Origin of the sequence: Streptomyces sp. NBC_00237 (assembly GCF_026342435.1) — a bacterium.
GTDB lineage: Bacteria > Actinomycetota > Actinomycetes > Streptomycetales > Streptomycetaceae > Streptomyces.
This window is the reverse complement of record NZ_JAPEMT010000003.1, coordinates 1,076,894-1,102,635: the sequence shown is the minus strand read 5'-3', so window position 1 is coordinate 1,102,635 and position 25,742 is coordinate 1,076,894. Positions and strand designations below refer to the sequence as shown.

The following is a 25,742-nucleotide window of genomic DNA, read 5'->3' as shown; positions in this document are numbered from 1 at the left end:
CGGTGGGCTGCCTGCACCAGATCGACGGTCATGGTGAGGTGGTCTGCCCGGGTGGACGTAGCGGTGACGAGCCCCTGTTCGAGCGGCCATGTGCTCAGGTTCAACAGCCCTCGTGCGGAGGCCAGGGGGCCCGGAGTGAGTGCGGGGCACAGTACGGAGGCCCGGCGCGGATCCTGAGCAGGTGGTTGCGTTCCTCGTCGTGGCGCAGACTCACCACGCGGGTCGCCGTCAGTCCGGCTCCGGTGAACGCCGGCGCGGAGCGTCCAGTACCGGTGCGCGAATGTTACGGACTCACGGCACGAGAACGATCTTGCCGCGTACGCGGCCGGTCTCGCTCAGGTCGTGTGCTTTCGCGGCCTGCTCCAGGGGGAGGATCTCGGCGATCGTGGGGCGCACACCGTGGTCGTCGACCAGTGCCGCGAACGCGGTCAGCACGGCCGGGGCCGGGTCAAGGAAGAACTCTACGAAGCGCACACCGAGTTCCGCGGCGCGCGCCGTGACCTCGGTACGGTCCACGCCCACGCCGACCACGTCCACAAGGATGCCGCCCGGCTTGAGGGTGACGAGCGAGCGGGGCCCGTAGTCATTGCTGATCGTGTCCAGAACGGCGTCGATGCCGCGCAGCGTCGAGAAGTCCTCGGCCGTGTAGTCGATCAGCTCGTCCACGCCGAGGCCACGCAGGTAGTCGTGCTTGGCCGCGCTGGCGGTGCCGATGACGTACGCACCTCGGGCCTTGGCTATCTGCACGCCGAGGTGACCGACCCCGCCCGCCGCACCGTGGACCAGCACCCGCTGGCCCGGCCGCACGTCAGCAAGGGTGATCAACGCCTGGTAGGCGGTGAATCCCGAGATGGGCAGGGCCGCGGAACCGACGTGGTCCAGGGTCCGGGGCTTGGCGGCGACACGGTCCTCGGCCACCACTACGTGGTCCGCGTGGCTGCCGTGCGGCGGAGTGGTCCAGCCGTAGACCTCTTCCCCCGCCTCGCACCGGGTCACCCCTGCCCCCACGCGCTCGACCGTGCCGCTGAACTCGTGGCCCAGGACGTAGGGCGGCGGCCCGAAGAAGTCGACTTTGCCGGTGCGGACCTTCCAGTCCGCCGGGTTCATACCGGTGGCCAGAACACGTACCAGTACCTCGCCAGGGCCCGGCGAGGGCATGGGTACTTCGGCCACTTCCAGCACGTCGGAGGCACCGATGGTTCTCTGAGTGATCACTCTTGTCGTCGTCATCTCGCCCATTCTGAATGATCTTGGCCGGAACGCATACCCTCTTTTGCCGTTCCTGCCGATGGTCGCCAACACCCCCATCTCAAGAACACACCCGTTGGGAGGTCGGCCATCGGTCAGCGGTAGTAGGGGGCGACCACCGCGCGCACCTCGTCGAGCAGCGCCGGGCCGTCCTGCGGTACGGGCGGGCGGCCGCTGCCCGGCCTGATGTCACAAAGCTGCTCGTCGGACAGGGCGTAGGAACATGACCCAGCCCCAAACACACCTCGAAGGATGAAACGCCCGGCAAGGGGGCGTGCGGGCGTGCGGAAGCATCGCTTCCGCAGCGTATATGCCATGGCTGTGCCCGAATGCATCGGTTGCAACAGCGTGGATCTCAGCGCTCCCCGGCGGGTGTTGTCCGGGCTGTTCGGCGCGTGTTGAGTGAACAAAGGACAGGATGATGATCTGGTGAAACGCCCTTCCGCTTCATTGTTCCCGGGCCTTTGGCCCACAGTACTTTCTGCTGCCTCGCACCGGTTTCAGTGAGGGGCCTCGCGTTTTCCGGACAGGCTTCTGACTGTTTATTTCACGCGGCGATTCGCAACTTCTCGTACTCGGCGTGGACTTCGCGCGGAGGGCGGTAACCCACCGCCGAGTGGAGGCGTTTGCGATTGTACCAGAATTCGATGTAGCGAGTGATGTCCTGCCGGGCCGCCTCGCGGGTCAGGTAAGTCACCCTTGAAACGCGCTCGTTCTTCAGGGCGCCGAAGAATGATTCGGCTATAGCGTTGTCGAAACAGATCCCGGTGCGGCCGACAGATCTGCGGGGACCGAAGCGGTCCAGCGTCCTCCCGAACTCGGCTGACATGTAGTTACTTCCGCGATCCGAGTGAAATATCGCGTCGGCCAAGAGATTCCTATTCCGTGCCGCGTTACGAATCGCCCTGGATATCAGTGGGGTTTGGTAGTGGTCGTCCAGTGCGTAACCGATGACTTCCTTCGTGCAGGAGTCGATGACCGTTGCGAGGTACAGCCAGCCTTCCCCGGTCGCGATATAGGTAATGTCGCCGACGAGTTTTTTGCCGGGCGCATCCGCAGTGAAGTCGCGGCCGACGAGGTCTGGCACTTGGCCGGCCGCAGTCTGAGTGAGGTTGAACCTCTTCGGCCGTGGCAGGCAGGGCACCAGGCCCAGTTCGCGCATGAGGCGGCGGACCAGCTCCACGCCCGCGGCGACGCCCCAGCGGTACAGCTGGGCCTGAATGCGCCGGTGCCCGTAGGTGCTGTCGGACATGTCGAAGGCTTTCTCGATGAGCAATTTCAGTTCTTCGCGTCGCTGAGCTGTCGCGGATTCCGGGCGGGATCTCCAGTCGTAGTAGCCTGATCTGGAGACGCCGAGCCGACCGCACATAAACTCGACGCTGTATGCGTACTTCTCGGTGTCGAGCCGCATCTCATCGATGAACTCGTACTTGCTTGCTACCGGGGATCCTTCGCGAAGTACGCTGCGGCTTTTTTCAGGAAGGTAACTTCCATCTCCAGTTCGCGGTTGCGTCGTTCGAGTTCTTTCAGGCGCGCCCGCTCGCTCACCGTCAGTTCCGCATCGGGGGCCGCTTCCTGCTGCTTCTGGTACTTCTTCACCCAGCCGCGTAGTGTCTCCGAGTTCAGCTCAAGCTCCCGGGCGACTTCGGAGATCGTCTTGCTTGACCTCAACGCGATCTGGACGGCTTCCTCGCGGAACTCCGGCGAATACTTACTGGGTGGCGCCACTTCTTCCTCGTTTCCTTGTCCAGGACAACCCTATTGGGCGCCTGTCCGAAAACTTCGTGGCCCCTCACAGGCATTCTCGTGCCCCGCCCGTGGCGGACCCCCTGAAGCCTCTCCAGCGGCACAGGCAAGGGCCCTGTACTTGGTACGCGGCCAGATTGTGCGCACAGTCCTCGAATCTTGGTTGGCTCACCGACACGCTGTCGCAGGCCGCGTCCTGGTCAGCCCCTCCGCATCGGACGCCGTCGAGGAGACATCATGACCATCACCGCTAGGTCGCCCGAGCGCCGGGTGTTGCTGGCCGAGCCCGGCGGCTGCTCCGAACAAGAGGACGTTGCCACACTGCGGCTGCGCGATGAGCAGCGGGTGGTGTGGCTGTCACAGACGACCCTGTCCGCTGACGAAACCATGACGACCGTCGCCGCGCTCAAGCAACGGTTCCCCGCGCTGATTTCCCCACCCGGCGACGACACCTGCTCTGCCACGAAGAATCAGCAGCAAGCCGTCGAACGGCTCGCCATCGACGCCGATCTGGTGCTCGTCGTCGGCTCGCTCGACTCCTCGCACCCCGCCCGGCTCGTCGGCCCTGCTGACGTGGCGGGGCCACCGGCTGTGCATCTCGTGAACGGTGTGGACGCCCTTGACGAAGCCTGATTGCCGACGGTCCGGACTGTGGGAGTGACGTTCGGGGCCTCGGCCCCCGACGTGCGGATCACCGATGTCCTCAACTGGCTTGCCGCACAAGGCTTCGGGCAGGTGTCTGCGGTGCGCGCCGCTGAAGAGTCGACTGACTTCGCACACCCACAGGAACTGCACAACAGCCCGCATTCTGCGGCTGGTTCCCGCCAGTCTTCATCCCTGCCCATGCTCACGGAGGTTCGGGCGGCCATGGACAAGATCATCACAGACCTTGCGGACCGCGAGGCGTCAGCCATGCACCGGCTCGGGCTGACTGAACACAGCAACGCTATGCGCGCGTTCCTGACCGGGGGAAGCGGTAAGCGGATACGGGCCCAGTTCTGTTACTGGGGCTGGCGTGGGCTGGCGGTATCGGCTCCGCCAACGCGGTTCATCAAGCGGCGGCCCTGGAAGTGATCACTCCCCCTTCCTGACCCACGACGACATGATTGACCGCTCCGAACTCCGCCGCGGCAGGCCCGCCTTCTACCGGCACTTCGCCGAGCATCATGCTACGCACGGCTGGCACGGCCCCACTGACGCGTACGGTGACGCAACCGCGCTGAACCTGTGAGACCTGTGCTTCGACTGGGCCAGAGATCTCATCAGCCGCTGCAGTACGGGCAGCCGACTCCAACACACCCTGGACATCTACCAGCGCATGTACTCAGACGCCATCTACGGCCCAACGCTGGAGGCCCAGATCCAGGCCGACCAGGACTTCCAGCTCGACCGGTGCCTGGCCGTGGCCACCTATAAGCTCGACTCTGAAGCTTCTATAGATCGTCAAGCTGTAGGGGAAGGGCCGCTCGCGCCGCTGAATCCGGTGGTGAGATGGTGGTAGACCTCACGTGCGACGAAGCGCTTGAGGCACCTGAAGATGTCCTTCGTCTTGAGTCCTTCGAGGGTGCGTCGTGCGACGTAATTGCGGGTGCGAGGGTCGTGCCGCATGCGGACCAGCACGATGGTGTGCAGCGCGCGGTTGGCCTGGCGGTCTCCACCGCGGTTGAGTCGGTGGCGGTCTGTGCGCCCGGATGAGGCTGGCACGGGTGCGGCGGCGCACAGGTGGGCGAAGGAGGCTTCTGAGGCGAGCCTGCAGGAGGCGGGCGAGGTCGGTGCGGTCCCGTTCGGTGAAGCCGGTGCCGACGTAGCGCAGGCCGCCGCCCTCCTGGAGCTCCCCGAGGAGCAGTGCCCCGGGACGGCCGGACAGCGTCCCCCGGCCGGGCACCCACCCGCCGATCCGTCGTCGATGTCCGCCCGGCGCATCCACTTCGACAGCGTCATCATGTGGACACCGAAATCGGTGGCCACCTGCTCCAGCGTCACACCCGAGCCGCGGTTCCTCGCGACCCGCACCACATCGTCCCGGAACTCCTCCGGATAAGGCTTCGGCACAACGACACCCTTCCCACCCGCCCCACAGGGCAAGCCAGTTCAGATGCCACCCGATCGTGCAGCAGACCCATGGCTGTTGCCGCGCTGGCGTACGGCGACCCGTGCTCGGCTACGGCCTCTCCCAGCAACCCTGATTGCCATCTCCGGCCGTACGGGCGACGTCGCCTTTGCGTCCGTCGCCTCGTCATGCTCGCCCGCAACGCCCTGGAGGTCCTTGGCGGTCCACCAGATCGCCCGTCGTTCCAGCGCACCCCGGCGGGATCCCGGCAGGCGGTGCCGGGACCCCGCCGGGGTGCGGTCGGGACGTGCGCGTGTCGGCCGGTGTGGCTGACCGCCGGGGCTTACTTCGTGGTGTCAGGGACGCCCGTGAGCCGCTCGCAGCTGGTGGTGAGGTTGGTCTCGGTGAATTTCTGGGGGTCGCGCCAGCCGGGCATGAGGGTGGTGACCTCGTCCCATTTGTGGTCGCTGATGGCGCGGAACGCCCGCAGTTTGAAGTCGTGGAACGCGTTCAGGCCCGTGGTGGTGGCGCAGCCGGGCTTCAGGTCGCCCCGCAGGTCCAGGACCGCGGCCTTGAGCGCCTCGGCGTAGCGGGTGAGGCCGTTGCAGGTGGCCTTGCGGGTGTCCTCGGTCAGGCGCCGGTCACCGAAGAGCGCGTCGCGGGCCGCCGCGTCCGGGGAGACGGTCCGCTTGAGCCGGTAGGGCGTGAGTGCCTGCCAGGAATCGACGGCGAGCATCCACTCGTAGGTGTGCAGCTCCCGGTCCGGGTCCTGCGCGCACAGCCCGTCCATGATCTCCTTGGCCATCTTCTGTTCGGCCGCCCCGGGATCGTCGTCCGCGAGTGCCGCGCCGACCTGCCGCGGCACCGGCATGAGGGCGCCGGCCGCCGGTGCGGCACCGGCGGCTCCGGGGATCGCTGCCAGCAGTGTTCCCGCGAGGGCTACTGCCCAGCCCCGCCCGCACGTACGAACCGTTCCTTGACCCACAGCACTACCTCACTTTTAGCCACACTCAATCAACTGAACGTGATCACGGTAGTGCAAGTGAAGATGCCCCACAGAACACCGCAGTCCTGCTGGCACCCTCCTCGGTCGGGCGCGCCGGGCCCCGTCCCCTCCCGGCCAGCCCGCAGTGCCCGGCGATGCGGGGAACGGCCTCACGGCCTCGGTCAAACTCTCCTGGCAAACGGCCAAGATCGCGTGGCAGAGGGCACTCAGATCGCGTACGGCGGGCTTTCCCCGGGGTTGCCCGGGGGAAGCGGGACGTACGGGGTCGATCCCGCCGGCCCCACCCCGGACGTCCTGGCAGCCCTTCGGGTGTGGGCGGAGGACATGGCGGGGCTGCCCGCACCCAGGCCGGTGGTGCCCCGGCGGTGCCGGGACTGCGGCGACCGGCGTACCACCGTCCTCGGCGGGCGCCGGATCGATGCTGTGCACGCGCGGTGCGGGTCGTGCTGCGAGTGCTCCTGCCCCTCCCCCACCGACGACCACTTCCAGCCCTGCGGACACCTCCGCCGCGAGCAGTGCCCCGACTGCCGCTGCTGCCTCGCATGCGTCGGCTGCCACTGCCAAGAGTGAGCCGCCCTGTACGGTTACTGGCCTGCGGGCGGGGACCGTTCTTCGGCCACGTCTGAAGCCGAGTTCGGCCAAGTGCCTGTCGTACCCGGCCGCACCGGGGCAGTGGGCAGGCACAGCGCCGGAATCGCGCAGCGGGCGGGCAGGCTCACGAGTTTTGCGCCCAGCGGTCTTCGGGGACGCCCAGGGCCCGCATCAGGAGCGGCAGGGTCCGGGCGACGGCCGTGCGGACCTTGTCGCCCGTCAGGAGTGCGGTGCGCTGGGTTTCCAGGCAGGCCATGATCATCTGTCCGGTCACCGCCGGGTCCGCCCGGACGAAGACGCCGTCGCGTCGTCCAGGAGGCCGCCGACGAGGGCGGCGAGCGGGGCGACGTGCTCGAAGAACGCCGCCCGGTCCCCGGGCGGCAGCAGGGGCGCGACGGAGGCGCCCGCGCCGCGCTGGAAGGAGAACTCGGTGAGCACCAGCTTGATGAGGATCTGCAGCCGGTCGACCGGATCGGTGCGCGCGGCCAGCTCCCGCTCCGCGAGCGTCATGAAGCGGGCCATCTCCCGCTGCGACCAGGCGAGGAGCAGGGCGGTCTTGTCGGGAAAGTAGTTGTAGACGGCTGTTCGTGCGACACCGGCCTGCCGGGCGACGTCCTGGAGCTTGAGGTCCTGCCAGCCGGCCTCGTGCAGCAGGGCGGCGAAGGCGTCGATCATCGCCTCCCGTGTGGCGGCCTTGTGCTCGGCCAGGGTGGCTCCTCCGGTCAGCTTCGGACTCATGACGGGTACCCCTTACTCGAACGTGACGTGGGCAGACCGAACAGTTCCGCTGTCAGATGCGGATCACCCTGCCGGGTGCTCAGCGGCACCAGGACCAGCCGGGAGGACAGCCGGCGCAGCACCGTCGCCACCTCCGCCCGTTCGGTCGGCGTCAGACCCGTACGGTGTTTCAGCCGCTTCAGCTCCTCGGCCGCCAGAAGCGACGCACGCTGCGATCGGGAGGGTTCCGTCGGTGGCTGCCCAGGAGGAGCGGTGGGTCAGCTTGGGGTGCAGCCGGTTCCAGGAGCGGGCCGTGGCAGTTCCGTAGAGGTGTGTCTCTGTGATCGCTTCGGTGTCCGGGGTGCCCCAGGTGTCGGACTGCCCGAAGACGAACTCGCCGCCGTGCCGGGGTGGCCGGCCCTGCGTGTGGGGCAGCCGGGGCGGGACAGCTCTGCGCAGGACGCGGTCGGATCGCATCCTGGCCAGCACCTGGACCGGCAGGTCTGTGAGGAGGAAACCGAGGCGGGGTGCGTCGTATCCGGCGTCCGCGACCACGAGGATGTCCGGGTCACCCGCCTGCCACTGCCCTGCTGCGATCAGTCGCTGCAGCAGATCGCGCAACTGCCGGGCGGTGACGGTGGCGGTGTCGTCCCCGGGCGCCAGACGAAGCGCATCCAGCGGGGCGGTCCATGAGCTGCGGCCCGGCTCGAGCGCGCAGATGATCGAGTAGGGCCAGCCGGGCACGGGAATGTGCTGGTCCTTGCCCCTGCCGTAGGTGTGGCACAGGATCCGCTGCGGTGAGGTGTGGGCGGCGGGCCGCAGCCAGCAGGTGACGTCGACGGCCAGGACCAGCCGGCCGTCGGCAGCCTGCGGCAGTGGAACTTCGGTCAGTGCCCGCCGCAGCCGGTCGGCATCGATGCGTCCACGGGCCACTGCGGCGTAGAGCCCGCCATGGCCCCGGCGGTGTACACCCACCAGCGACAACTCGGCCAGTGATCTCACGGGTCCGTCGCCGCACAAGACTGCGTCGGCCAGCTCGAACAACGCATCCGAACGAGCAGTCAGGCACGAGTAGAACTCGCCCCGGAAGCATGACAGTTCCGCCAACGCCTCGTGCCGGGCATCGTGATGCAGCAGACTCATTCCACGGCCTTCGCGCTGGACATGTGTGTTCCTTGGTCGGAGCACATGATCCAGACGAAGGCCGCTTCTGTGTACGGCAGTTACCAGTCCGGATGATCAAGTACGAGGCGTCGTTCGACCTCGGACGTTAAAGATCAAGTTGGCCAGAACAGGAGGCGCTGGAGTGCAATAGAGCCGCTCGCCCAGTTCAAAGGGCACCAATACTCATGCTGGGGCATGTACCGGAAGTCGATGACGGACGCGGTGCGGCAGGTCAGAGACCGTTTCCAGGACTGCCGGGAGGCAGATCGAGTACGGCCGGATCACGTCCGTCGATCGCACCCGACAGTCGGGCGGCGACCAGTTCTGACATGACGAGATCCGCGAGACGACCATCCGCGAGGACCACTGGCACCACCAGGCTCACCTCACCCCCGCACGCCCTGGTGTACTTCTCACGCGACGTCAGGACATCGGCAATCTCGATGGCCGGGTCTCCATTGCGGCTCACACGCCCTCGCTCCCCCACAGTGCGCACCCGTCATACCCGTACATGGGCTGCCTCCCACCGGCCGTCACGGAGGTCGACCACGAAGGAAACGTCCTGCCCTTCCGACAGGACCTCCGTGGGCGACTCGATGGATTCGCACCGCACGAAGATCTGATCACGGTGCCCATGCTGGACCACGAACCCGTAGCCCAGGCCCCGGTTGAAGTACACGACCGTTCCCTGGCAACGCTCCTTCATCACGATGTTGCGCCTTTCCGATGACCAGGTCTGAAGCAAAGGCTCCTGGAATCCCACCCGCAAAACCGGCAGTACTCCTTTGCTTTTGTGTCCACGCGCCTCTCCCGCCTGTCATCCCGCATGCAGGAAACCGCCCGCCTGGAGCAACTTGGAGCACCTACCGCGCACGGATGAGGCGCGCAACCCGGCGCACTCTCCGGAACGAACTGCGCTGCCGGCTTCCCCCGGATCCTCCGGCTGGTGCCTCGCACCGCCGCTGGGGAAGCAATGCCTGCCGGAAATCAGCGTGCTGGTTTGATCTTTGTGGGGATGCTGTTCGCGAGGAGGGCAGTGAGGTCGGCGGGGGTGCGGAATCTCGCTGCCGGCGCTGCTCCTGTTCCGCGGCTGGACAGCGGCCTTGAGGTCTCCCAGCGAGGCCGCTGGGAGGGTACAGAAGTCGTGATCGACCTGGAGGTCGTCTTCGCGGGGGCAGCTGTGCGAGCGTCACTGTCATCAGGCCGTGACGGTCACCGGTCTGCCGCCCCAGCGGCCTGCCCTTTTTCATTCCTTCGCCGCCGGGTTGGAGCGCGCTCGCACCGCCATGGACGCGGACCCTGCGGGCATCCAGCACTCATCAGCCTGAACGCGGATCAGATGTTCCCTTGCGCCGGATCACCAACCGGCGTGAGGCTCACGGGGCCTCCCCCTGAGTGGTGGACACGCTGATACTGGATCTGCTTGGTCCGGAGGAAGCGAGAAGACCGCCGATGGCGCTGAAGGATTATTCGGACGAGTTCAAGGCCGATGCTGTGGCCCTGTACGAGTCCACACCCGGGGCGACGTACAAGAGCATCGCCACTGACCTTGGTATCAACCGGGCGACTCTGCGGGAGTGGGTGCTGCGGGACCGCGCACGCCGTGGCGTCGCCGCCGCGGGCCCCACGCCGGCCGTCGCCCAACGGGCTGCGGCGCCGCCCGATGATCCGGACGAGCGGGTCCGGCGGCTGGAGGCAAGGGTGGCGGAACTCGAGGCCGGTGAGCGCAAGCTCGCCACCGAGCGGGACATTCTCCGCAAGGCGGCCAAGTATTTCGCCGGAGAGACGAACTGGTGACCAGCCGCTTCCAGTTCGTTGACGATCACCGGGCCACACACGAGGTGAAGCGGCTCTGCCAGGTCATGGACGTCAACCGGTCGAGCTACTACAAGTGGCTCGCCGGCGCCGAGGCGAGGGCTGCCCGGAAACAGGAGGGCCGGGTCCTGGCCGAAGAGACCAGTGAGATCCACGGCGAGTCCGGCGGCGCCTATGGCTCCCCGCGGGTCACCGCCGAGCTCCGCGAGAAGGGACACGCGGTCAACGAGAAGCGGGTCGCACGGATCATGCGGACGTTCTCCATCACCGGGATCCGCCTGCGCAGACGCGTCCGCACGACGGTCCCCGATCCGGCATCCGGGCAGGTCGCAGACCTGTTCAGCCGGGACTTCACCGCCACGGAACCCGGGCGCAAGCTCATGGGCAACATCACGTATCTTCCGTTCCAAGAAGGGAAGTTCCTCCATCTCGCAACGGTACTGGACTGCTTCAGCCGCAAGATCGTCGGCTGGTCCACCGCCGATCACATGCGCACGGACCTGGTCGCCGACGCCCTGCGGATGGCCGCGCGCACCCGCGGCTCGCTGGACGGAGCGGTGTTCCACTCCGACCACGGAGCCCAGGGCGGATCCAGGGCCTACGCCGACCTCTGCGACCAGCTCAAGGTCACCCGGTCGACGGGCGCGGTCGGCACCAGCGCCGACAACGCCGCCTGCGAAAGCTTCCACGCCTCCCTGAAACGCGAAACCCTCCAAGGAGCCCACGACTACGGCGACACCACCACCTGCCGCCGGACCGTCTTCGCCTGGCAGACCCGCTACAACACCCGCCGTCGGCACTCCACCAACGGCCACCTCAGTCCCGACGAATACGAACACCGACACCACACCGCTAAACTCACACTCGCCGCGTGATCAATAACCGCGTGCCCACCTTCACGGGGGAATGCCTCACCTGTTGGTTTCGAACCGGCGCCCGGCAGGGCCTTCGTGGTCGAAGACGTTCTCGCGCGGCTGCACGCGGGTGGCGATCACGATCGTCTGCAGATGGGTCGTGCGTACCGCAGGCTGGTTGGATTCGCCGAGCACCCCACCGGTGGCGCCGGTGCCACCGTTGTAGGGCAGTGTCGGCAGACAGCCGATGTGCGAGTCGTTGACCTTGAGCATCCCGCAGAAGTCGACCTCGTTGCAGAAGCGCGCGATCACCCGGTCGTCCTGCGTCCACAGGGAGTTGCGCAGGCCGTAGCGGTCGCGGTTCAGGAACCCGATCACCTCGTCGAGCAGCGCTTCGTCCGCGGTGTCCTGGTCGGGGACGATGACGCACAACAACGGGAAGAAGGTCTCTTCGTAAACTGCGCGCATGCGCTCTGCGGTGATGAGGCCGTCGATCCTCACCACGGTCGGTTCGACGAAGGGCCCTGCCGGGTCCTTCCGCCCTTCGAGGTCGATGAGTGCGCCACCGGCCACCAGGTGTCCGCCGTCGGCCAGTGCCTCGCTCAGTACGGCGCTGAAGTCGGCCCGCTTGACCACCGGGCTCAGCACCGTGTCCGTGTCCTCGGGGAGTCCGGGACGGATCTGCCGGGTCAGCTCGGCGAGTGACGTGAGGAGCTGCTCGGCGATCTGCGGATGGACAATCGCGAACTTGGGCGTCATGCAGATCTGCCCGGAGCCGTAGAAGCACTCGGTCAGTGCACGTGCGGCCAGTTCGATCTCCGCGTCGCGCCCGACGACGACTCCGTCGTTGCCGTTCAGTTCAATGATCGGCTTCTTGCCTGCGAGCAGGCACCGTCCTTCCAGGCTCAGGCCCTGCTGGGAGGGACCGAAGTAGAAGATGTCATCGCAGTCGGGGCTATCCATCCATTGGCCCTGTCTCGCATTCGGTGGTAACGGAGGGTGGCGTTATCCGAGGAGGATGCGGTGGCGGAGGAGGGTAAAGCCTGCTCGGCCGTGCATCTGGCGCGCGATGCGCTTGGTCTTGGTGTTGACGCCTTCGGTGGGGCCGTTGCTGTACGGAAGTGTGAGCGCGGCGTTCACGGCGTCGCGGTCTCGGTCCAGGCCCCGGGTGAAGGCGTGCAGATGGGGCAGATCGGCTGAGCGAACCTCGATGATCCAGCGCGAGAGCCCGTCGGTGTTCCCTTCGTGAGGCGTCAGGAGTCTGGCGAAGTCCTTGACAGCGGCGGCCAGTTGGGTCATTTCGGGGCAGGCCGCGGTGAGCCGTGCCAGAAGATCGTGATGTTCGGCCTTGAGGTTGTCGGGCCTGGTGAGGATCATCCGGGCGAGCCGGCGCGGGGAGATGTGGCTGCGGTCGGCGTCCGCGCGGCCCTGGTTGATGTACTTGTGCAGGAGGTTCAGGCAGCCGGTGAACCCGAGGGCTTTGATCTCTTCGAAGAGGTGCTGGACGGGGACGGCGGGATCTTCGGCACGGCGTTTACGCAGGTGCTCGCGGTAGGGATCGACCAGGCTGGCGCGGTATTTGGGGACGCGGAGCATCCGCTCGGGCCGGTCGGCCCGCGCGTAGCGTTTGACAGTGTTCAGGGCCAGTTGCAGGCGGCGGGCGCATTCGAGCAGGCCCACGCCCTTCTCGAGCAGGTTGTGGACCTGGTGCCAGCGTTCCAGGGTGGTCTGCGCGCGGGGCCCGTCGTAGATGGGCGTGTCCAGCACGGCGGCCCAGCAGGTGCTGTGTGCTTTCACCTCGCTCAGGGCGGCTTCGCACAGGTTGTGCCACAGGTGCCACCGGTCGGCGACCTGGACCGCGTCGGGCAGGGCGCGGCGGATGGCCTCGGCGTAGGTCGCGGAGCCGTCTCGGCACACGATCTCGATGCCCGGATGCTCGCGCAGCCATGCTTCCAGCGTGTCGGCGGTGCGGTCGGGCAGTACGTCGATCCGTTCATGGGTCTCGGCGTCGATCACCATGGTGGCGTAGCGGTGCCGCCGGCGCAGGGCGAAGTCGTCGACGCCGATCACGCGGGGCACCCGCCCGGTGGGCAACGGGATGCGTAGCAGAGCGCGCAGGGCCGTGTGACGCGACAGGCCCATCGCGAGTATCGCCAGCAGACGAGATCCAGCCCGGCCCGCTAACTCTTTGACCACGGCCTTGACCTGCCTGGTCAGACGGGCCGTGCGGCGCTGGTATCGCTCCAGCACCCCGGGCATCTGCTCACGGAAGGTCTGCCGGCAGCCGCGTGTGGGACACACCAGACGCCGCACCCGCACACGGACCACCACCCGGCGGTCGTCCACCGGCACGTCGGCGACGGTCCGCCAGTGGTAGCCGTGCACCCGCCCCGCCGACGCCCCGCACACCGGACAGATCGCGGCCTCCCGCGGAGTCCGCGCCCGCACCACGATCCGCACACCCTCGTCAGCCACATCCTCGACGACCAGCGGGGACAGACCCGAAAACACCATCTGCACAAGCTCGTTGACGTCCTTCACACGTAGGTCAACGACCCTCACGACTCTCCGTTACCACCGAATACGAGACAGGGCCGATCAATGAACACTCCCGGATCAGCCAGGGCTCAGAGAATCGTCCCGTGTGAGTGGCATAATCAGTGATACATCGAGACAACTTCCAGTCATAATCGGTCAGTAGGCGGCATATTCAGCCAACGGAACCCACCTTCACGCTCTTCCGGAATAGTGGCGTGCTCACCGTGTGTGAAGAGGTGGGGGAGAGTTGGCAGTTCGGCAGTGGTACGGAACCGTCGGCCCGTTACCGGCGATCCTGGCCGTGGGAGCCCTGGTCGCCGTGGCAGCCGTGGTGACGGCCTGGCAGCCGCTGTCCAGCATGCTACTCATGGGCCCCCTGCTCGCGGGCATACGTCTAGGGCCACGCCCCACCGCCGCCGTCACGCTCTGGTCCGTCGCGCTCTCCGCGACGATCGACGTGAGCCGTGGCGGGGTCCCCCTGCCCGACACAGTCCTCTTCTGCCTCGTCCTGCTTGGTTGTGGTGGCGCCGCCGTCTGCGGTGCGTACCGTCGTACCACGCTGGAAGCCGAACTCCTCCGTGCCGTACGGCAGTCGCAGAACGCGGTGCTGCGTCCACTGGCTCTGGAAGTCGGTGGTGTAGGCATCACTTCGCGGCACCACGCCGTCGATCGCAGCGGTCTCAGCGGCGACCTCTACGACCTGGCCCATTCGCCGTACGGGCTGCGTGTAGTGATCGGGGACGTGCGCGGCCACGGCCCGGAGGCGGCCCTGCTGTGCGCGGCGACGGTCTGTGCCTTCCGCGACGGCGCCTACACCACACCCGCGTTGGTGGATCTGGCCACTCACCTCGACGCCCGGATCAATCCCGCGCTCGACGCGGAGGACTTCGTCACGGTGGTGCTGGCCGAGTTCGCGCCGGGTGAGGTGCGGCTGGTGAACTGCGGACACCCTGCCCCTCTGCGGGTCGGGCGCCGGGCCGAGCCGCTCCCGCCGAGCCGACACTCGCCCCCGCTGGGGCTGAACCCCGTCCCTCGTCTCCAAAGGGTCCGACTCGGCGCGGGTGAGCGGCTGCTGCTCTACACCGACGGGCTGAGCGAGGCTCGGGATGCCCGGGGAACGATGCTCGCCCTGGACGAAGCGGTCCGGCAGGCGCTGTGCCAACCCCTGCTGGGGGACTCGCTCGATGCCCTGGTGTCCCTGGTCACCGCGCACACCGGCGGCGTGCTCCAGGACGATCTGGCCCTGGTGATCTGCGAACCCCGCACTGCCGCGGCCACCGAAAGGGCAGCAGGACCGCGCGGGCCCCGAGGAGACGCACCCGCGATCGGATCATGAGCCGCGCGTACTTGCTTCCCGATGACGCACTGGATACGAGACAGGGAGACACTGCCATGACACAGGCCGGGCAACGGCTGGGGAACCTGCCGACGCCAACTGCCGCGTTGATCGGGCGACATGCGGAGCTGGACGAGCTGGCGCGGCTGGGCCGCCGTGCTCGACTGGTGACGCTGACCGGCGTAGGGGGAGTGGGAAAATCCCGGCTGGCCCTGGAAGCAGCGCTTCAGCAACAGTCCGACTTCACCGACGGGGTGTGGTGGGTGGAGCTCGCCGGGCTGCAGGAAGGAGCGCTGGTAGCCCACGCGGTCGCGGAGGCGTTGCCGCTGGCCGACCAGACCACCCGCCCCATGCTCGACGTGGTGGCGGAATACCTGGCGGGCCGGAACCTGCTGCTGGTGCTCGACACCTGCGAACACCTTGTGGACACCTGCGCGATGATCGCTGAAGTGCTGCTGAGGTCCGCGCCGGGACTGCGGATCCTGGCCACCAGCCGTCGGCGGCTGGGGCTGATGGTGGAGGAGGTCGTCACCGTCGCCCCCTTGCCGGTGCCCCGTCCCGGCCAGGCCATCACCGACTCAGCGGCGGTGACGCTGCTGGCCCGGCGGGCGGCCGACGCCTCGCCCGGCTTCACCGTGTCCGCCGCCAATGCCGCCCACGTGGCGCAGCTGTGCCGGATTCTCGACGGGCTGCCGCTGGCCATTGAACTCGCCGCGGCGCGGCTGGCCGAGATTCCCGTGGCCGAGCTCGTCGGGCGACTGGCACACCGGTTCGATGTCCTGCACGCGGCCGACGGGTCGGTGGACGCGGATCCGCCCTGGCACCGGGCCCTGCGCACTGCGATCGGCTGGAGCCATGAACTGTGCACGCCGGCGGAGCGGTTGCTGTGGGCGCGGCTGTCGGTCTTCGCCGGGAGTTTCGACACCGAGGCTGCCGTGGCGGTGTGCTCTGACGAGCACCTGCCCGAAGAGCACATCCCCGCGCTTGTCGGCGCTCTTGTCGACAACTCCCTCGTCACCTGGCAGCCGACCTCCGACGGCGTGGAACGGTTCCGGATACTGGACACCCTGCGCGAGTACGGCGCGTACTGGCTGCGCGAGCTCGGCGAGGAGGATCGGCTGCGGCGCCGGCACCTTGCGTACTACCAGGAGTTCGCCCGCCGTGCGGACGCCGCCTGGTTCGGCCCCGGCCAGGTCGAGCTGCGGAGCCGGGCGACGGACGAGCACGACAACCTGCGCACCGCCCTGGACTTTGCTCTGGCCCACCCTCAAGGCCACAGTGCGCTGGAGTTGTCGGGAAACCTGTGGTTCTTCTGGCACGCGTGCGGATTCGACAAGGAGGGGCAGTACTACCTGCGGCGGGCCCTGGCCGAGGACACTGAGCCGTCGCCGGAACGCCTCGGGGCGCTGTGGGCCGAGGCCCTGGTCCTCATCACCCTCGGCGAACCCCGCGAAGCTGGTGCCCACGTGACCGAGATGGCCAACACGGCCGCCCGGTTCGCCGATCCGGAGGGAGCCGAACGCGCCCGTTCCATCGAGGCGCTCTCCGCCGCCATGTGCGGGGACATCGCCCCCGCCGTGCCCCTGGCACAAGGTGTCCTCGACCGGCACCGGTGCGACCGGCTGACCCACCCTCCGCTGGCGGCCGCACTCGTCCGTGCCATGGCGTTCATCATGGACGGTCACATCGACGAGGCCGTTGCCGTGCTCGACCACATGCGTGCCGACTGCGACCGGCAGGGCGAACAGTGGATGCGCGCCTACGGCGACTTCATGTGCGCACGGGCCGAGCTGGCGCGCGGCCGCCCTGCCGCGGCCCTGGTACATGCCCGGAATTCCTGGACCGTCAAACGGCGGCTGCGGGATCCCCTGGGCATGGCCATGGCCCTCGATGTGCTCGCCGTTGCCGCAGCGACGGACGGCCGCGCCACGGACTCCGCCCACCTGCTCGGCCTCGCCCAACAGCTGTGGGACAACCTCGGCCAGTCGCAGGTCGGAGTCGCCGAGTGGACCGCCACCCGAGACTCCTGCGAGCAGCAGGCCCGGCTCTCCCTCGGCGATGACGCGTACACCCTCGCATTCCGCACCGGTCACCGCACCGACCCGAACGCTGCGGACCCGCTCACACCGCCCAGCGCGCACGGGTCATCGTCGTGACGGCGGACCGTGGTGACGCCGGAGGGGTGACTGAGCCTTCCCCTTGATCGTGGACACCTGGAGACTGGGATCTGAGGTTCCAGAGGAAGTAGCACCAGGTGGGAAGCAAGTACACGAAGCGGTACACCGAGGAGTTCAAGCGCGACGCGATCGAGCTCGTCGACTCCTCGGGCAAGACGGTCACCGCCGTCGCCCGGGAACTGGGCATCAGCTCCGAGTCCCTGCGCGGCTGGTACCGCCAGGCCAAGGCCGACCGGGGAGAGGGCGCCCCGGGAGAGCTCACCACGGCCGAACGCGAAGAGCTCAAGCGATTGCGCCGGCAGAACGCCGAACAGGCCAAGACGATCGAGGTGCTGCGAAAAGCCGCGGTCTTCTTCGCGAAGGAGAGCGATCGGTGAACGACACGTACGCGTTCATCGAGGCGGAGAAGACCACTCACGGCGTCGCTTTCCTGTGCCGGCTGCTCAAGGTGGCCCGCTCCTCCTTCTACGCCTGGCTCGCCGCGGCCGAGAACCGCTCGGCCCGCAAGGCCGCCGACGAGGCCCTGGCCCACGAGATCACCGTCATTCATGTCGCCTCCCGCCACACCTACGGGGTCCCGCGCATCCATGCCGAACTGCGGCGCCTGGGGAAACGTGTAAACCGCAAGCGCGTCGCCCGCCTGATGCGCGAACACGGCATCCAGGGAGCCCACCGCCGCAGGCGACGGTCGCTGACCCGGCCGGACAAGAAAGCGAAGCCGGCCCCCGATCTGATCGGCCGCGACTTCCACGCCGCGATTCCCGGCACGAAGCTGGTCGGCGACATCACCGCCCTGCCCACCTCCGAGGGCTGGCTCTACCTCGCCTGCTGGCTGGATCTGGCCACCCGCGAGGTCGTCGGCTACTCGATGGCCGACCACCCCCGCGCCGCCCTCGTCGTCGACGCTCTCGACATGGCCCACGGCCGCAGCCGATTGGAGCCCGGCTGCGTGATCCACAGCGATCGCGGCAGCGAATACATGTCAGCTCAATTCCACAACCGAATGCGGACGTTGAGGCTTCGGCAGAGCTGTGGGCGCACCGGATCTTGTTTCGATAATGCCGCCGCGGAGAGTTTCTGGGCCCTGCTCAAAGAAGAGATCGTCACCCGCGTCTGGGCCGACCGGGCCACCGCCCGCGCCGAGGTCTTCGACTTCATCGAGGGACCCTGTTGTCCAATTGGTTCATGCAGTGAGTGCGAGGGCCGCGAGCCGGGAACTTCTGGTCTGGGCGAGCGGAGTGCCGTTCCACCAGGCGCCGAGCCGGATCAAGTTGACTGCAGCGGCTGTCAGAACATGGCCGAGGTGCGTCTTGGCCATGCCGCGATAGCGGGTACGGCGCAGGCCGCCGACAGCGACGGCTTGGTGGATGGTTCCCTCGATACCGGCCCTGGCGGCGTAGCGTTCCTTCCACGCCTTGGTGGTCTGCTCGGCGCGGACGCGTTCGAGCAGGGCGTCCTGCTCTTGAGGCCGGACGGTGAGCTGCCGGCCGTACTGAGTGGAGCGGGTGCACTGGTCACGGACGGGGCAGGGGGAGCAGGTTGTGGCCGCGAAGCGGATTCTGATCGCGTCGCGGCCGTTGTTGTCGAAGCCGACTGTCCAGTAGCGGCTGGGCTGCCCCGATGGACACGTGGCCTTCTTTTCCTGCCAGTTGATGACGAAAGCGGACTTGCCGAACCCGACGGACTTGACCTGTTGGATGGCGTCCCTTGACGTGGTGTAGGGGATCAATTGGCGGGCGTGTTCGGGGTATTGGGTAGCGCCGGGGCGCTTTCGGGGAGTTCGCGGTAGATCTCACCCATGCTGCCTTCGGGGAGGTAGCGGCGGGGGAAGGCGATCCATTCGTCGTGCATCTCGAAGAGCACGGCGGTGACCAGCCGGACCAGGGCGTCGTCGTTGGGAAAGACCTGGACGACGTCGATCCTGCGCTTGATCTCCCGGTTCACCCGCTCCAGCGGGTTCGTCGACTGGATCTTCTTCCAGTGCCGCGGTGGGAAGTCCGCGAACGCGGTCAGGTCCTCCTTCGCGTCCAGCAGCATGGCCTTGACCTTGGGGAACTGCTGCCCGAGCATGTCCGCGACGGTGTCCAGCTGAGTGCGCACGAGGCCGGCGGTGGGCTGGGTGAAGACCGTGCGGATCGTCGCGGCGACCATCTCGCCGGAGTCCCGGTCGATCACGCCGAAGACATTGCGCAGGAAATGCACCCTGCATCGCTGCCAGGCAGCGCCGAGCATGACCTTGCGCACCGCGGCGACCAGACCGGAGTGCTGGTCAGTGACGACCAGGCGGACCCCGGACAGTCCGCGCTCGCGCAGGGAACGCAGGAACTCTTTCCAGAACGCCTCGCTCTCGCGGCTCTGGACGAAATCTCGGGACGGTCACGATCGACTCTCGGTAGCGTGCACTGTCCAGGGCGGGAATGCCTTGTTCATGAGGGACTTGTCCGGACTGAAGGAAGCTCTGCTGCCGAGAGCGGCAGGACTGGTGCTCGATCGACTCACTGAGACGGACGGGCTGGTTGTGATCGAAGCGCACTGCTCTGTTGAGGAGTTGGAGTGTCCCGACTGCTCGACTGTTTCCCTCCGTGTGCACAGCCGGTACGAGCGGCACCTCACCGAACTGCCGGTTGGCGGGCGCCGGGTAGTCGTGAGGCTGATGGTGAGGAGGTTCTTTTGTGACGATCCCGGCTGCCCTCGTCGCACGTTCGTGGAGCAGGCTGAGGGCCTGACCACCAGGTATGCCCGTTCCGGGCCCGGGGTGAAGGTGTGGTGGCGGGCCGTCGCGCTCGCACTGGGCGGGCGGCCTGGCATCCGGATGTGCCGCGTCTTGGCAGTGCCGAGCGGACGCGAGCGCCTGCTCCGGCTGCTGCAGGCGCCCCCGGTTCCGGGCCGTAGCCCGCGGGTACTCGGCGTTGACGACTTCGCGTTCCGCCGGTCTCGGACCTACGGGACCATCGTGTTGGACGTGGAGTCTTCCACGGTCATCGACGTGTTGCCGGACCGCACTTCGCGGACGCTGGCGGCCTGGTTGGCTGTGCATCCCGGGGCGGAGATCGTGTGCCGGGACCGGGCAGGCGCCTATAGCAAGGCGATACGGCAGGCCGCCCCGCAGGCCCGGGAAGTAGCAGACCGGTTCCATTTGGTCCAGAACCTCACCAAAGTGCTGGAGAGAATCTGCCGCGAGCACATCCCGTGCCTGCGCAAGCACGCCGAACTGGAAGCCCAGTTGACGACCCCGCCTGAACGCACCCCGCTGTTCGACTATCCGGGCACCGCACTCCTGGAGCGAACCCGGCGACGGTTCGAGGACATCCAGCGTCTGCACGGCGAGGGCAGGACCATCAACGCGATCGCCCGCCACCTGAATCTCGACCCCAGAACCGTGAACCGCTACGTGAAGACTCCGCTCGACGCCCTGCTGGCCTCGGCCGACAACCGGCGCCCGAACGGCAGGTTGGAGCCGTTCAAGGCTTACCTCAACGAACGCCACGCTCAGCTCGGCGCCGATGCGGTCGCCAGCCGTCTGTTCCGGGAGGTCCGTGAACGCGGCTACCGCGGCAGCCAGCGGAGCGTGCAGCGCCACCTCGCCCGCCTCAGTGCCGGCACCGTCGAACCGGTACGCATCACCGTCCCCACTGCGAGGGCCATTGCCGTCTGGATCGTCCGCCCACGCGAAGACGTTTCCGCCAACGACCAGGAGGAACTGCTCAAGGCCCGGCTTGCCTGCCCCGACCTCACCCGAGCATGCGACCTGGCCTGGGCCTTTCTGGAAATGACCCGTCACCAGCGCGGCACGCTTCTACCGGATTGGATCAGGCAAGCCGAGCAAGACGCTCCCAAACCCATGCGCGCCTTCGCCGCCTACCTCCGCCAGGACCTCGACGCCGTCACTGCCGGGCTCACCCTTAGCTACAGCTCCGGCGTCGTTGAAGGGCACGTCAACCGTTTAAGACAATCAAGCGGCAGATGTACGGCCGCGGATCCTTCCAACTCCTTCGCACTCGCGTCCTGTTGCGATCGTGACCGTCCCGAGATTTCGTCCAGAGCCGCGAGAGCGAGGCGTTCTGGAAAGAGTTCCTGCGTTCCCTGCGCGAGCGCGGACTGTCCGGGGTCCGCCTGGTCGTCACTGACCAGCACTCCGGTCTGGTCGCCGCGGTGCGCAAGGTCATGCTCGGCGCTGCCTGGCAGCGATGCAGGGTGCATTTCCTGCGCAATGTCTTCGGCGTGATCGACCGGGACTCCGGCGAGATGGTCGCCGCGACGATCCGCACGGTCTTCACCCAGCCCACCGCCGGCCTCGTGCGCACTCAGCTGGACACCGTCGCGGACATGCTCGGGCAGCAGTTCCCCAAGGTCAAGGCCATGCTGCTGGACGCGAAGGAGGACCTGACCGCGTTCGCGGACTTCCCACCGCGGCACTGGAAGAAGATCCAGTCGACGAACCCGCTGGAGCGGGTGAACCGGGAGATCAAGCGCAGGATCGACGTCGTCCAGGTCTTTCCCAACGACGACGCCCTGGTCCGGCTGGTCACCGCCGTGCTCTTCGAGATGCACGACGAATGGATCGCCTTCCCCCGCCGCTACCTCCCCGAAGGCAGCATGGGTGAGATCTACCGCGAACTCCCCGAAAGCGCCCCGGCGCTACCCAATACCCCGAACACGCCCGCCAATTGATCCCCTACACCACGTCAAGGGACGCCATCCACCACCGCCCCCTGGGCGAAGAGGCCGGGCCCTTGCAGGCGCTGCTGAACCGTGCCGCCGCCACCCAGGTCGAGGTCGGCCGCCGACCGTTGTCGGTCTATGACGAACTGACCGGCACCCGCCCCTTCACCACGCACCGCACCCCGAAGGAATCGTCTTGAGCGAGCTGACCGGCAACCGCATCCGCACCACGGCCGCGAAGCTCGGCCTACCCCATCTGGCGGAAACCATCAACGAGTTCACCCGGCGCGCGGACGAGGGAAAGCTCGGCTACCAAGACTTCCTCGACCTGGTCCTCTCCGAGGAACTCGCCGTCCGTGACGACCGCCGCTTCCGCCAGGGCCTGCGGACATCGAGGCTGCCGCACCACAAAACGCTGGACGAGTATGACTTTTCGTTCCAGCCCGACCTCGACCCGCGCAAAGTCAAAGACCTTGCCACCCTGTCCTTCGTCGAGGCCAAGGCCAACGCAGCCCTGCTCGGGCCGCCCAGAGTCGGCAAGACCCACATCGCGATCGCGCTGGCGGTCGCGGCCTGCCGGGCCGGCTACTCGATCAACTTCACCAGCCTCGACGACATGGTCCGTAACCTCAAAGCCGCCGAAGCGGCAGGCCGGTTGACCAGCAAGCTCGGCTCCTACCTGCGGCCGAGCGTCCTGGTGGTGGATGAGGTCGGCTACCAGCCTTTCGAACGCGCCGAGGCAAACCTGGTCTTCCAGGTGATCTCAAAGCGCTACGAGAAGGGTTCGATCATCCTCACGTCGAACAAGACCTTCAGTGAGTGGGGCCAGGTCTTCGGCGACGAAGTCCTGGCCACCGCGATCCTCGACCGGCTCCTGCACCACTGCGAAGTCGTCCCGATCAACGGCCCCAGCTACCGGCTCAAGAACCGGCTCCAGGCCATCGAGCGCGAGACGGACGTGGCATAGGCATCCGCTTCACGAGGCGTGTGGTGCGGTCTGCGGCTTCCTCCGGCGACCTGACCTCCAAGCCAAGTAGGCAGTCAACGCCGCGGCGGTGAGGGGCAGCAGTGGATACAGCGCTGCCGTTCCCCACGACGTGAAACTCCTATCGACCACTTCAAGGGTTCCCCACGGCGTTCGGGCGACGGGCACTACCTCTCCTCGCTTGCCGTCATAACGCACCCTCACAGCCTCCGTGCTCATGTCACCCATGAGCTGGCCAGAGCACTCAACGTAATCGCCTCCTCGGCCACCGCCTTTGAGTTGGCACTGCGCAAGACGAACCTGGGCTTCGTCTCCAGCCAGCCCCAGACGCACAAGCCCAAGTGCCCCGGCCCACACCGTTGCCCCGAGAAACAAGACAGCAAGCACACTCCAGGCCATGGACGTTATCCCCCGCCCCTTAGCTTCCATGGAGCAAGCATGGCGCACCAGGAGGAGGAAACAGTTGGGGACATTGATCTGTACGCAACCGGGGAGATGAATCCGTACGCCGACACCGCTCTTCAAGGAGTTCCTCCAGCTCGTGATGGGCCAGCCCGGCCGCCGCCGGGGTGGCCAGATCCGCCACGAGCAACTCAAACAATTTCGTCGCCGCCACAAAGCAGTCAGAACTCGACGGCATGTCGTACGGTCCCACCGAACTCTTCTTCCTACGTGGGTTGTTGGCACTTCCGAACGTAGGAAGAAGAGTTCTCAACCGCCAGATCCCTGACGGAACGGCCCAAGGTCTTCCTAGTGGCCGATCAAGGCGAACAGGCCCGGGCTGTCCTCGGTGAGCCAGCCCCTGCGCGTCAGTCGCTTCAGCTTCGCCCGCACCGACTCCACCTTCGAGGCCCCCTCACCCCAGCCGATCGCCACCGACACCGCCTTCGAGCGCATCGGCCGCCCCGCGGCCCGCAGCACCTCCACGACGTCCTGATATCCCGACGACAGCACCGACGCCCTCATGCCCGGCTCCCACTGCGGCACCGTCACCACCCCGATCGGCGACACCGTCTCCTCCGGTGGCCCCGCGTCCCGGCCGGCAACCTGCTCATCAGCGGTTGCATCGTCGAGGATCTCCCGCACCACCCTCCGGGCCGCCTCGACCTGGGAGAGCATCTCCTCGAACGCTTCCAACTGCTCACTCAGCTCCGCGACCTGGACCCGCAGTTCGGCCACCCGTTCCCGGATCACGGCCTCGCGTCGTTCCAACTCCTCGAGCAAGGACACCATCACTCCACCCCCTCACCGAGAAGGTAGAAACGACCAGCACCCCCGACCAGACCGCTCAGGCAAACACCCAGGTCAACCAGTCACTCGAAACGAACCGGACCCTCCGGCGTGACGGCCTGGCGCCGGCCGCGGGACTGGACCGAGGCCGGCGTCGGGCCCCGCCTGCACACCGCGCTGCTGACCGAACTGCGCCGCGCGGACCTGCTGGACCTGGACGACTGTGCCGTGGACGGCTCGCACGTCCGGGCCCTCAAAAGAGGCAATCATGTCGGTCTCTCGCCCGTCGACCGCGCCCGCCCCGGCTCCAAGCACCATGTGATCGTGGAACGTTGGGGCACTCCGCTCGCCGTGACGCTCAACGGCGGCAACCGCCATGACATCGCCCAGCTGCTGCCTCTGCTGGACGCGATACCACCAACCGGGGACTGCGAGGACACCCGCGGCACAGGCCCCGGCGCCTGTGGGGCTACGGCTTCGACAAGTACCGCCGCCTGCTCTGGAAGCGCGGCATCAAGCCGATGATCGCCCGACGCGGCCACGCCCACGGCTCCGGCCTCGGCAAAGTGCGCTGGGTCGCGGAGCACGCCTTCGCCTGGCTCCACCCGTTCAAGCGCCTGCGCACCCGCTACGAGCAACGCGCTGACCTCCACCAGGGCCTGCTCCACCTCGCCTGCAGCATCATCTGCCTCCGGCGCCTGCGAAAGTCCCTCTGATGCGATCGGTGCGGCCGGCGGAGCTCTCAGCGGAGGTACTCCGGTGACCAGGCGTCGCTGACGACATCGCTTTCGCTGTTGTCGCAGCACGTCACCTTTGCCTTCAGAGCCGGCCGTTCCGCGAGGGCCTGCCGGAGGTCCTGGCGGAGTTGGTCGAGGAAGGCCCACAGGTCAGGGGCGACGACGCGGTAGCCGGTCTCGCTCACGTCGAGGCTGGTGCCGTCCCAGGCCCCGCCGATGAGGTGGCAGACGGATCCGGTGGAGGGGCTGACCGCGTACAGGTTCCCGCCGCCGTCGGTGGCGAACACCGTCACCGTGTCGTCGACCGCTCCGGTCACCGGCATGAGGGCGCCGGCGAGGATGCCCTCGGCGACCCGCTCGGCGTCGGCGATCCAGATGCCGATGTGCAGATCCGGCAGCTCGACGGCGCCCAGTGTCGCGTAGTACTCCAGGAGCGCGCCGGTGACGCCCTCCCCGGCGAGCAGCGCCACGGCCCGGGTGCCGTCCTGCGCCGTGACGGTCTCCACGCGGTGCTCGCCCGGCGCATACGCATGCACCTCCTCGAAGCCGTTGGCGAATGCGACGGCCAGCAGTGCCATCTCCTCGCCCCATTCGCGAAGGTTGAAGGCAGAGTCGTTCATGCCGGACTTTCTGACGAGGAAGTGTGCGTTCCCCGCCATTGTCCCTGGTGGGACCGGAAGGGTGCGCCTTGCGAGCGCCGCAGAGCCGTGCCCGCCGACCGACACCGTCGAGGCGGTCGGTTGCCGGACGAGCGCGCGGTGCTGGATCCAGCGGGCCGTGGCAAGCACCACCGGTGCCGTGAGCCAGCACAAGTGCGCACCGGAGCCCACAGGCAGGAGTGAGAGGGGATGGACACCCCGAACACCGCCGCCAGGCAGATGCTGCA

At 67.5% G+C, this 25,742-nt stretch carries 22 protein-coding genes and 8 pseudogenes; 14 read left to right on the top strand and 16 right to left on the bottom strand.

Annotated features, from left to right (window positions below):
- Positions 1-291: 291 nt before the first annotated feature.
- From OG897_RS31595 to OG897_RS31585, 3 genes are all read right to left on the bottom strand, one after another.
- Complete coding sequence (locus OG897_RS31595) at positions 292-1,230, bottom strand: NADP-dependent oxidoreductase (protein WP_266662162.1); 939 nt, start codon at positions 1,228-1,230, stop codon at positions 292-294.
- A gap of 113 nt (positions 1,231-1,343) precedes the next feature.
- A complete protein-coding gene (locus tag OG897_RS31590) occupies positions 1,344-1,490 on the bottom strand; it encodes a hypothetical protein (RefSeq protein ID WP_266662160.1) in 147 nt (48 codons plus the stop codon).
- Between the two features lie 305 nt (positions 1,491-1,795).
- A protein-coding gene (locus tag OG897_RS31585; protein WP_266662158.1) for an IS3 family transposase occupies positions 1,796-2,976 on the bottom strand; the annotation gives its coding sequence in 2 pieces (ribosomal slippage) (positions 1,796-2,712 and positions 2,712-2,976; 1,182 coding nt in all).
- Positions 2,977-3,231: 255 nt separating this feature from the next.
- Between OG897_RS31585 and OG897_RS31580 the strand changes: the two genes are divergently transcribed.
- From OG897_RS31580 to OG897_RS31570, 3 genes are read left to right on the top strand one after another with little or no spacing between them, the layout of a single operon-like run.
- Complete coding sequence (locus OG897_RS31580; protein ID WP_266662156.1) at positions 3,232-3,627, top strand: hypothetical protein; 396 nt, start codon at positions 3,232-3,234, stop codon at positions 3,625-3,627.
- A gap of 18 nt (positions 3,628-3,645) precedes the next feature.
- Positions 3,646-4,068: a hypothetical protein gene (locus tag OG897_RS31575; protein WP_266662543.1), complete on the top strand. Its 423-nt coding sequence runs from the start codon at positions 3,646-3,648 to the stop codon at positions 4,066-4,068.
- Positions 4,010-4,225 carry a polyprenyl synthetase family protein gene (locus OG897_RS31570; protein WP_266662154.1) on the top strand — a complete coding sequence of 72 codons (216 nt, stop codon included), beginning with the start codon at positions 4,010-4,012 and terminating at the stop codon, positions 4,223-4,225. The genes OG897_RS31575 and OG897_RS31570 overlap by 59 nt, the downstream gene beginning before the upstream one ends.
- A 212-nt stretch (positions 4,226-4,437) precedes the next feature.
- Here the strand turns inward: OG897_RS31570 and OG897_RS31565 are convergent.
- Positions 4,438-4,746: pseudogene (locus tag OG897_RS31565) on the bottom strand (transposase); the annotation flags it as partial.
- Between OG897_RS31565 and OG897_RS40885 the strand changes: the two are divergent.
- A complete protein-coding gene (locus tag OG897_RS40885; RefSeq protein WP_323188133.1) occupies positions 4,676-5,035 on the top strand; it encodes a hypothetical protein in 360 nt (119 codons plus the stop codon). The pseudogene OG897_RS31565 and the gene OG897_RS40885 overlap by 71 nt on opposite strands.
- A gap of 352 nt (positions 5,036-5,387) precedes the next feature.
- Here the strand turns inward: OG897_RS40885 and OG897_RS31555 are convergent, their stop codons facing one another.
- The 6 genes and pseudogenes from OG897_RS31555 to OG897_RS31530 all read right to left on the bottom strand — a co-directional run bounded on the left by OG897_RS31555 (position 5,388) and on the right by OG897_RS31530 (position 9,228).
- Entirely contained in the window at positions 5,388-6,029 is a 642-nt protein-coding gene (locus OG897_RS31555) for a hypothetical protein (RefSeq protein ID WP_266662152.1), read from the bottom strand.
- 736 nt (positions 6,030-6,765) lie between these two features.
- Positions 6,766-6,915 (bottom strand): hypothetical protein, encoded by a 150-nt coding sequence (locus OG897_RS31550; protein ID WP_266662150.1) that lies wholly within the window; start codon positions 6,913-6,915, stop codon positions 6,766-6,768.
- The gene (locus OG897_RS31545) at positions 6,912-7,379 is read right to left on the bottom strand and encodes a TetR/AcrR family transcriptional regulator (protein ID WP_266662148.1); all 468 of its coding nucleotides are present in this window, start codon (positions 7,377-7,379) and stop codon (positions 6,912-6,914) included. Before OG897_RS31545 ends, OG897_RS31550 begins: the two co-directional genes overlap by 4 nt.
- A 213-nt stretch (positions 7,380-7,592) precedes the next feature.
- Positions 7,593-8,501, bottom strand: a pseudogene (locus tag OG897_RS31540) (transposase); the annotation flags it as partial.
- A 253-nt stretch (positions 8,502-8,754) separates the two neighbouring features.
- On the bottom strand, positions 8,755-8,991 hold the full coding sequence (locus OG897_RS31535) for a hypothetical protein (protein WP_266662146.1): 237 nt from the start codon (positions 8,989-8,991) through the stop codon (positions 8,755-8,757).
- 30 nt (positions 8,992-9,021) lie between these two features.
- Entirely contained in the window at positions 9,022-9,228 is a 207-nt protein-coding gene (locus OG897_RS31530; protein WP_266662526.1) for a cold shock domain-containing protein, read from the bottom strand.
- 746 nt (positions 9,229-9,974) lie between these two features.
- On the opposite strand from OG897_RS31530, the gene OG897_RS31525 reads away from it, so the two are divergent.
- Positions 9,975-11,212 (top strand): IS3 family transposase gene (locus OG897_RS31525; RefSeq protein ID WP_266662144.1). Its coding sequence is split into 2 segments (ribosomal slippage): positions 9,975-10,298 and positions 10,301-11,212, totalling 1,236 coding nucleotides; the frame shifts between segments, so codons are not numbered across the junction.
- Positions 11,213-11,248: 36 nt separating this feature from the next.
- Here OG897_RS31525 and OG897_RS31520 read toward each other — a convergent pair.
- Together OG897_RS31520 and OG897_RS31515 are read right to left on the bottom strand one after the other, a co-directional pair.
- Positions 11,249-12,154: an aldehyde dehydrogenase family protein gene (locus OG897_RS31520; protein WP_266662142.1), complete on the bottom strand. Its 906-nt coding sequence runs from the start codon at positions 12,152-12,154 to the stop codon at positions 11,249-11,251.
- Between the two features lie 42 nt (positions 12,155-12,196).
- A complete protein-coding gene (locus OG897_RS31515; RefSeq protein ID WP_266662524.1) occupies positions 12,197-13,705 on the bottom strand; it encodes an ISL3 family transposase in 1,509 nt (502 codons plus the stop codon).
- A gap of 271 nt (positions 13,706-13,976) precedes the next feature.
- Here OG897_RS31515 and OG897_RS31510 point away from each other — a divergent pair, with 271 nt between their 5' ends.
- From OG897_RS31510 to OG897_RS41095, 4 genes and pseudogenes are all read left to right on the top strand, one after another.
- Positions 13,977-15,065 carry a PP2C family protein-serine/threonine phosphatase gene (locus OG897_RS31510; RefSeq protein ID WP_266662140.1) on the top strand — a complete coding sequence of 363 codons (1,089 nt, stop codon included), beginning with the start codon at positions 13,977-13,979 and terminating at the stop codon, positions 15,063-15,065.
- Between the two features lie 56 nt (positions 15,066-15,121).
- On the top strand, positions 15,122-17,221 hold the full coding sequence (locus OG897_RS31505; protein ID WP_266662138.1) for an NB-ARC domain-containing protein: 2,100 nt from the start codon (positions 15,122-15,124) through the stop codon (positions 17,219-17,221).
- A 98-nt stretch (positions 17,222-17,319) separates the two neighbouring features.
- On the top strand, positions 17,320-17,619 hold the full coding sequence (locus OG897_RS31500) for a transposase (RefSeq protein ID WP_266662136.1): 300 nt from the start codon (positions 17,320-17,322) through the stop codon (positions 17,617-17,619).
- A pseudogene (locus OG897_RS41095) lies at positions 17,616-18,344 on the top strand (IS3 family transposase); the annotation flags it as partial. The gene OG897_RS31500 and the pseudogene OG897_RS41095, both read left to right, overlap by 4 nt.
- Before the next feature lie 81 nt (positions 18,345-18,425).
- Here OG897_RS41095 and OG897_RS41090 read toward each other — a convergent pair.
- Positions 18,426-18,971: a transposase gene (locus OG897_RS41090; RefSeq protein WP_353963767.1), complete on the bottom strand. Its 546-nt coding sequence runs from the start codon at positions 18,969-18,971 to the stop codon at positions 18,426-18,428.
- Positions 18,968-19,591: pseudogene (locus tag OG897_RS31490) on the bottom strand (transposase); the annotation flags it as partial. The pseudogene OG897_RS31490 and the gene OG897_RS41090, both read right to left, overlap by 4 nt.
- Here OG897_RS31490 and OG897_RS40880 point away from each other — a divergent pair.
- From OG897_RS40880 to istB, 4 genes and pseudogenes are all read left to right on the top strand, one after another.
- Positions 19,473-20,444: pseudogene (locus OG897_RS40880) on the top strand (ISL3 family transposase); the annotation flags it as partial. The pseudogenes OG897_RS31490 and OG897_RS40880 overlap by 119 nt on opposite strands.
- 854 nt (positions 20,445-21,298) lie before the next feature.
- Positions 21,299-21,913 (top strand): annotated as a pseudogene (locus tag OG897_RS31480) (transposase); the annotation flags it as partial.
- Between the two features lie 38 nt (positions 21,914-21,951).
- Positions 21,952-22,104: pseudogene (locus OG897_RS31475) on the top strand (IS21 family transposase); the annotation flags it as partial.
- Entirely contained in the window at positions 22,101-22,871 is a 771-nt protein-coding gene (gene istB / locus OG897_RS31470) for an IS21-like element helper ATPase IstB (RefSeq protein WP_266662132.1), read from the top strand. The pseudogene OG897_RS31475 and the gene istB, both read left to right, overlap by 4 nt.
- 768 nt (positions 22,872-23,639) lie before the next feature.
- On the opposite strand, the gene OG897_RS31465 is transcribed toward istB, so the two are convergent.
- Entirely contained in the window at positions 23,640-24,122 is a 483-nt protein-coding gene (locus OG897_RS31465) for a hypothetical protein (RefSeq protein ID WP_266662130.1), read from the bottom strand.
- A gap of 96 nt (positions 24,123-24,218) precedes the next feature.
- Between OG897_RS31465 and OG897_RS31460 the strand changes: the two are divergent.
- Positions 24,219-24,835, top strand: a pseudogene (locus OG897_RS31460) (IS5 family transposase); the annotation flags it as partial.
- 26 nt (positions 24,836-24,861) lie between these two features.
- On the opposite strand, the gene OG897_RS31455 reads toward OG897_RS31460, so the two are convergent.
- The gene (locus OG897_RS31455; RefSeq protein ID WP_266662128.1) at positions 24,862-25,476 is read right to left on the bottom strand and encodes a hypothetical protein; all 615 of its coding nucleotides are present in this window, start codon (positions 25,474-25,476) and stop codon (positions 24,862-24,864) included.
- Positions 25,477-25,742 lie beyond the last annotated feature (266 nt).

Excerpts from the sequence above, each read along its gene's own strand:
- OG897_RS31595 (WP_266662162.1), bottom strand. The coding sequence starts at position 1,230 with ATGACGACGACAAGAGTGATCACTCAGAGAACCATCGGTGCCTCCGAC.
- OG897_RS31580 (WP_266662156.1), top strand. The coding sequence starts at position 3,232 with ATGACCATCACCGCTAGGTCGCCCGAGCGCCGGGTGTTGCTGGCCGAG.
- OG897_RS31545 (WP_266662148.1), bottom strand. The coding sequence starts at position 7,379 with ATGAGTCCGAAGCTGACCGGAGGAGCCACCCTGGCCGAGCACAAGGCC.
- OG897_RS31530 (WP_266662526.1), bottom strand. The coding sequence starts at position 9,228 with ATGAAGGAGCGTTGCCAGGGAACGGTCGTGTACTTCAACCGGGGCCTG.
- OG897_RS31520 (WP_266662142.1), bottom strand. The coding sequence starts at position 12,154 with ATGGATAGCCCCGACTGCGATGACATCTTCTACTTCGGTCCCTCCCAG.
- OG897_RS31515 (WP_266662524.1), bottom strand. The coding sequence starts at position 13,705 with ATGGTGTTTTCGGGTCTGTCCCCGCTGGTCGTCGAGGATGTGGCTGAC.
- OG897_RS31505 (WP_266662138.1), top strand. The coding sequence starts at position 15,122 with ATGACACAGGCCGGGCAACGGCTGGGGAACCTGCCGACGCCAACTGCC.
- OG897_RS31465 (WP_266662130.1), bottom strand. The coding sequence starts at position 24,122 with ATGGTGTCCTTGCTCGAGGAGTTGGAACGACGCGAGGCCGTGATCCGG.
- OG897_RS31455 (WP_266662128.1), bottom strand. The coding sequence starts at position 25,476 with ATGAACGACTCTGCCTTCAACCTTCGCGAATGGGGCGAGGAGATGGCA.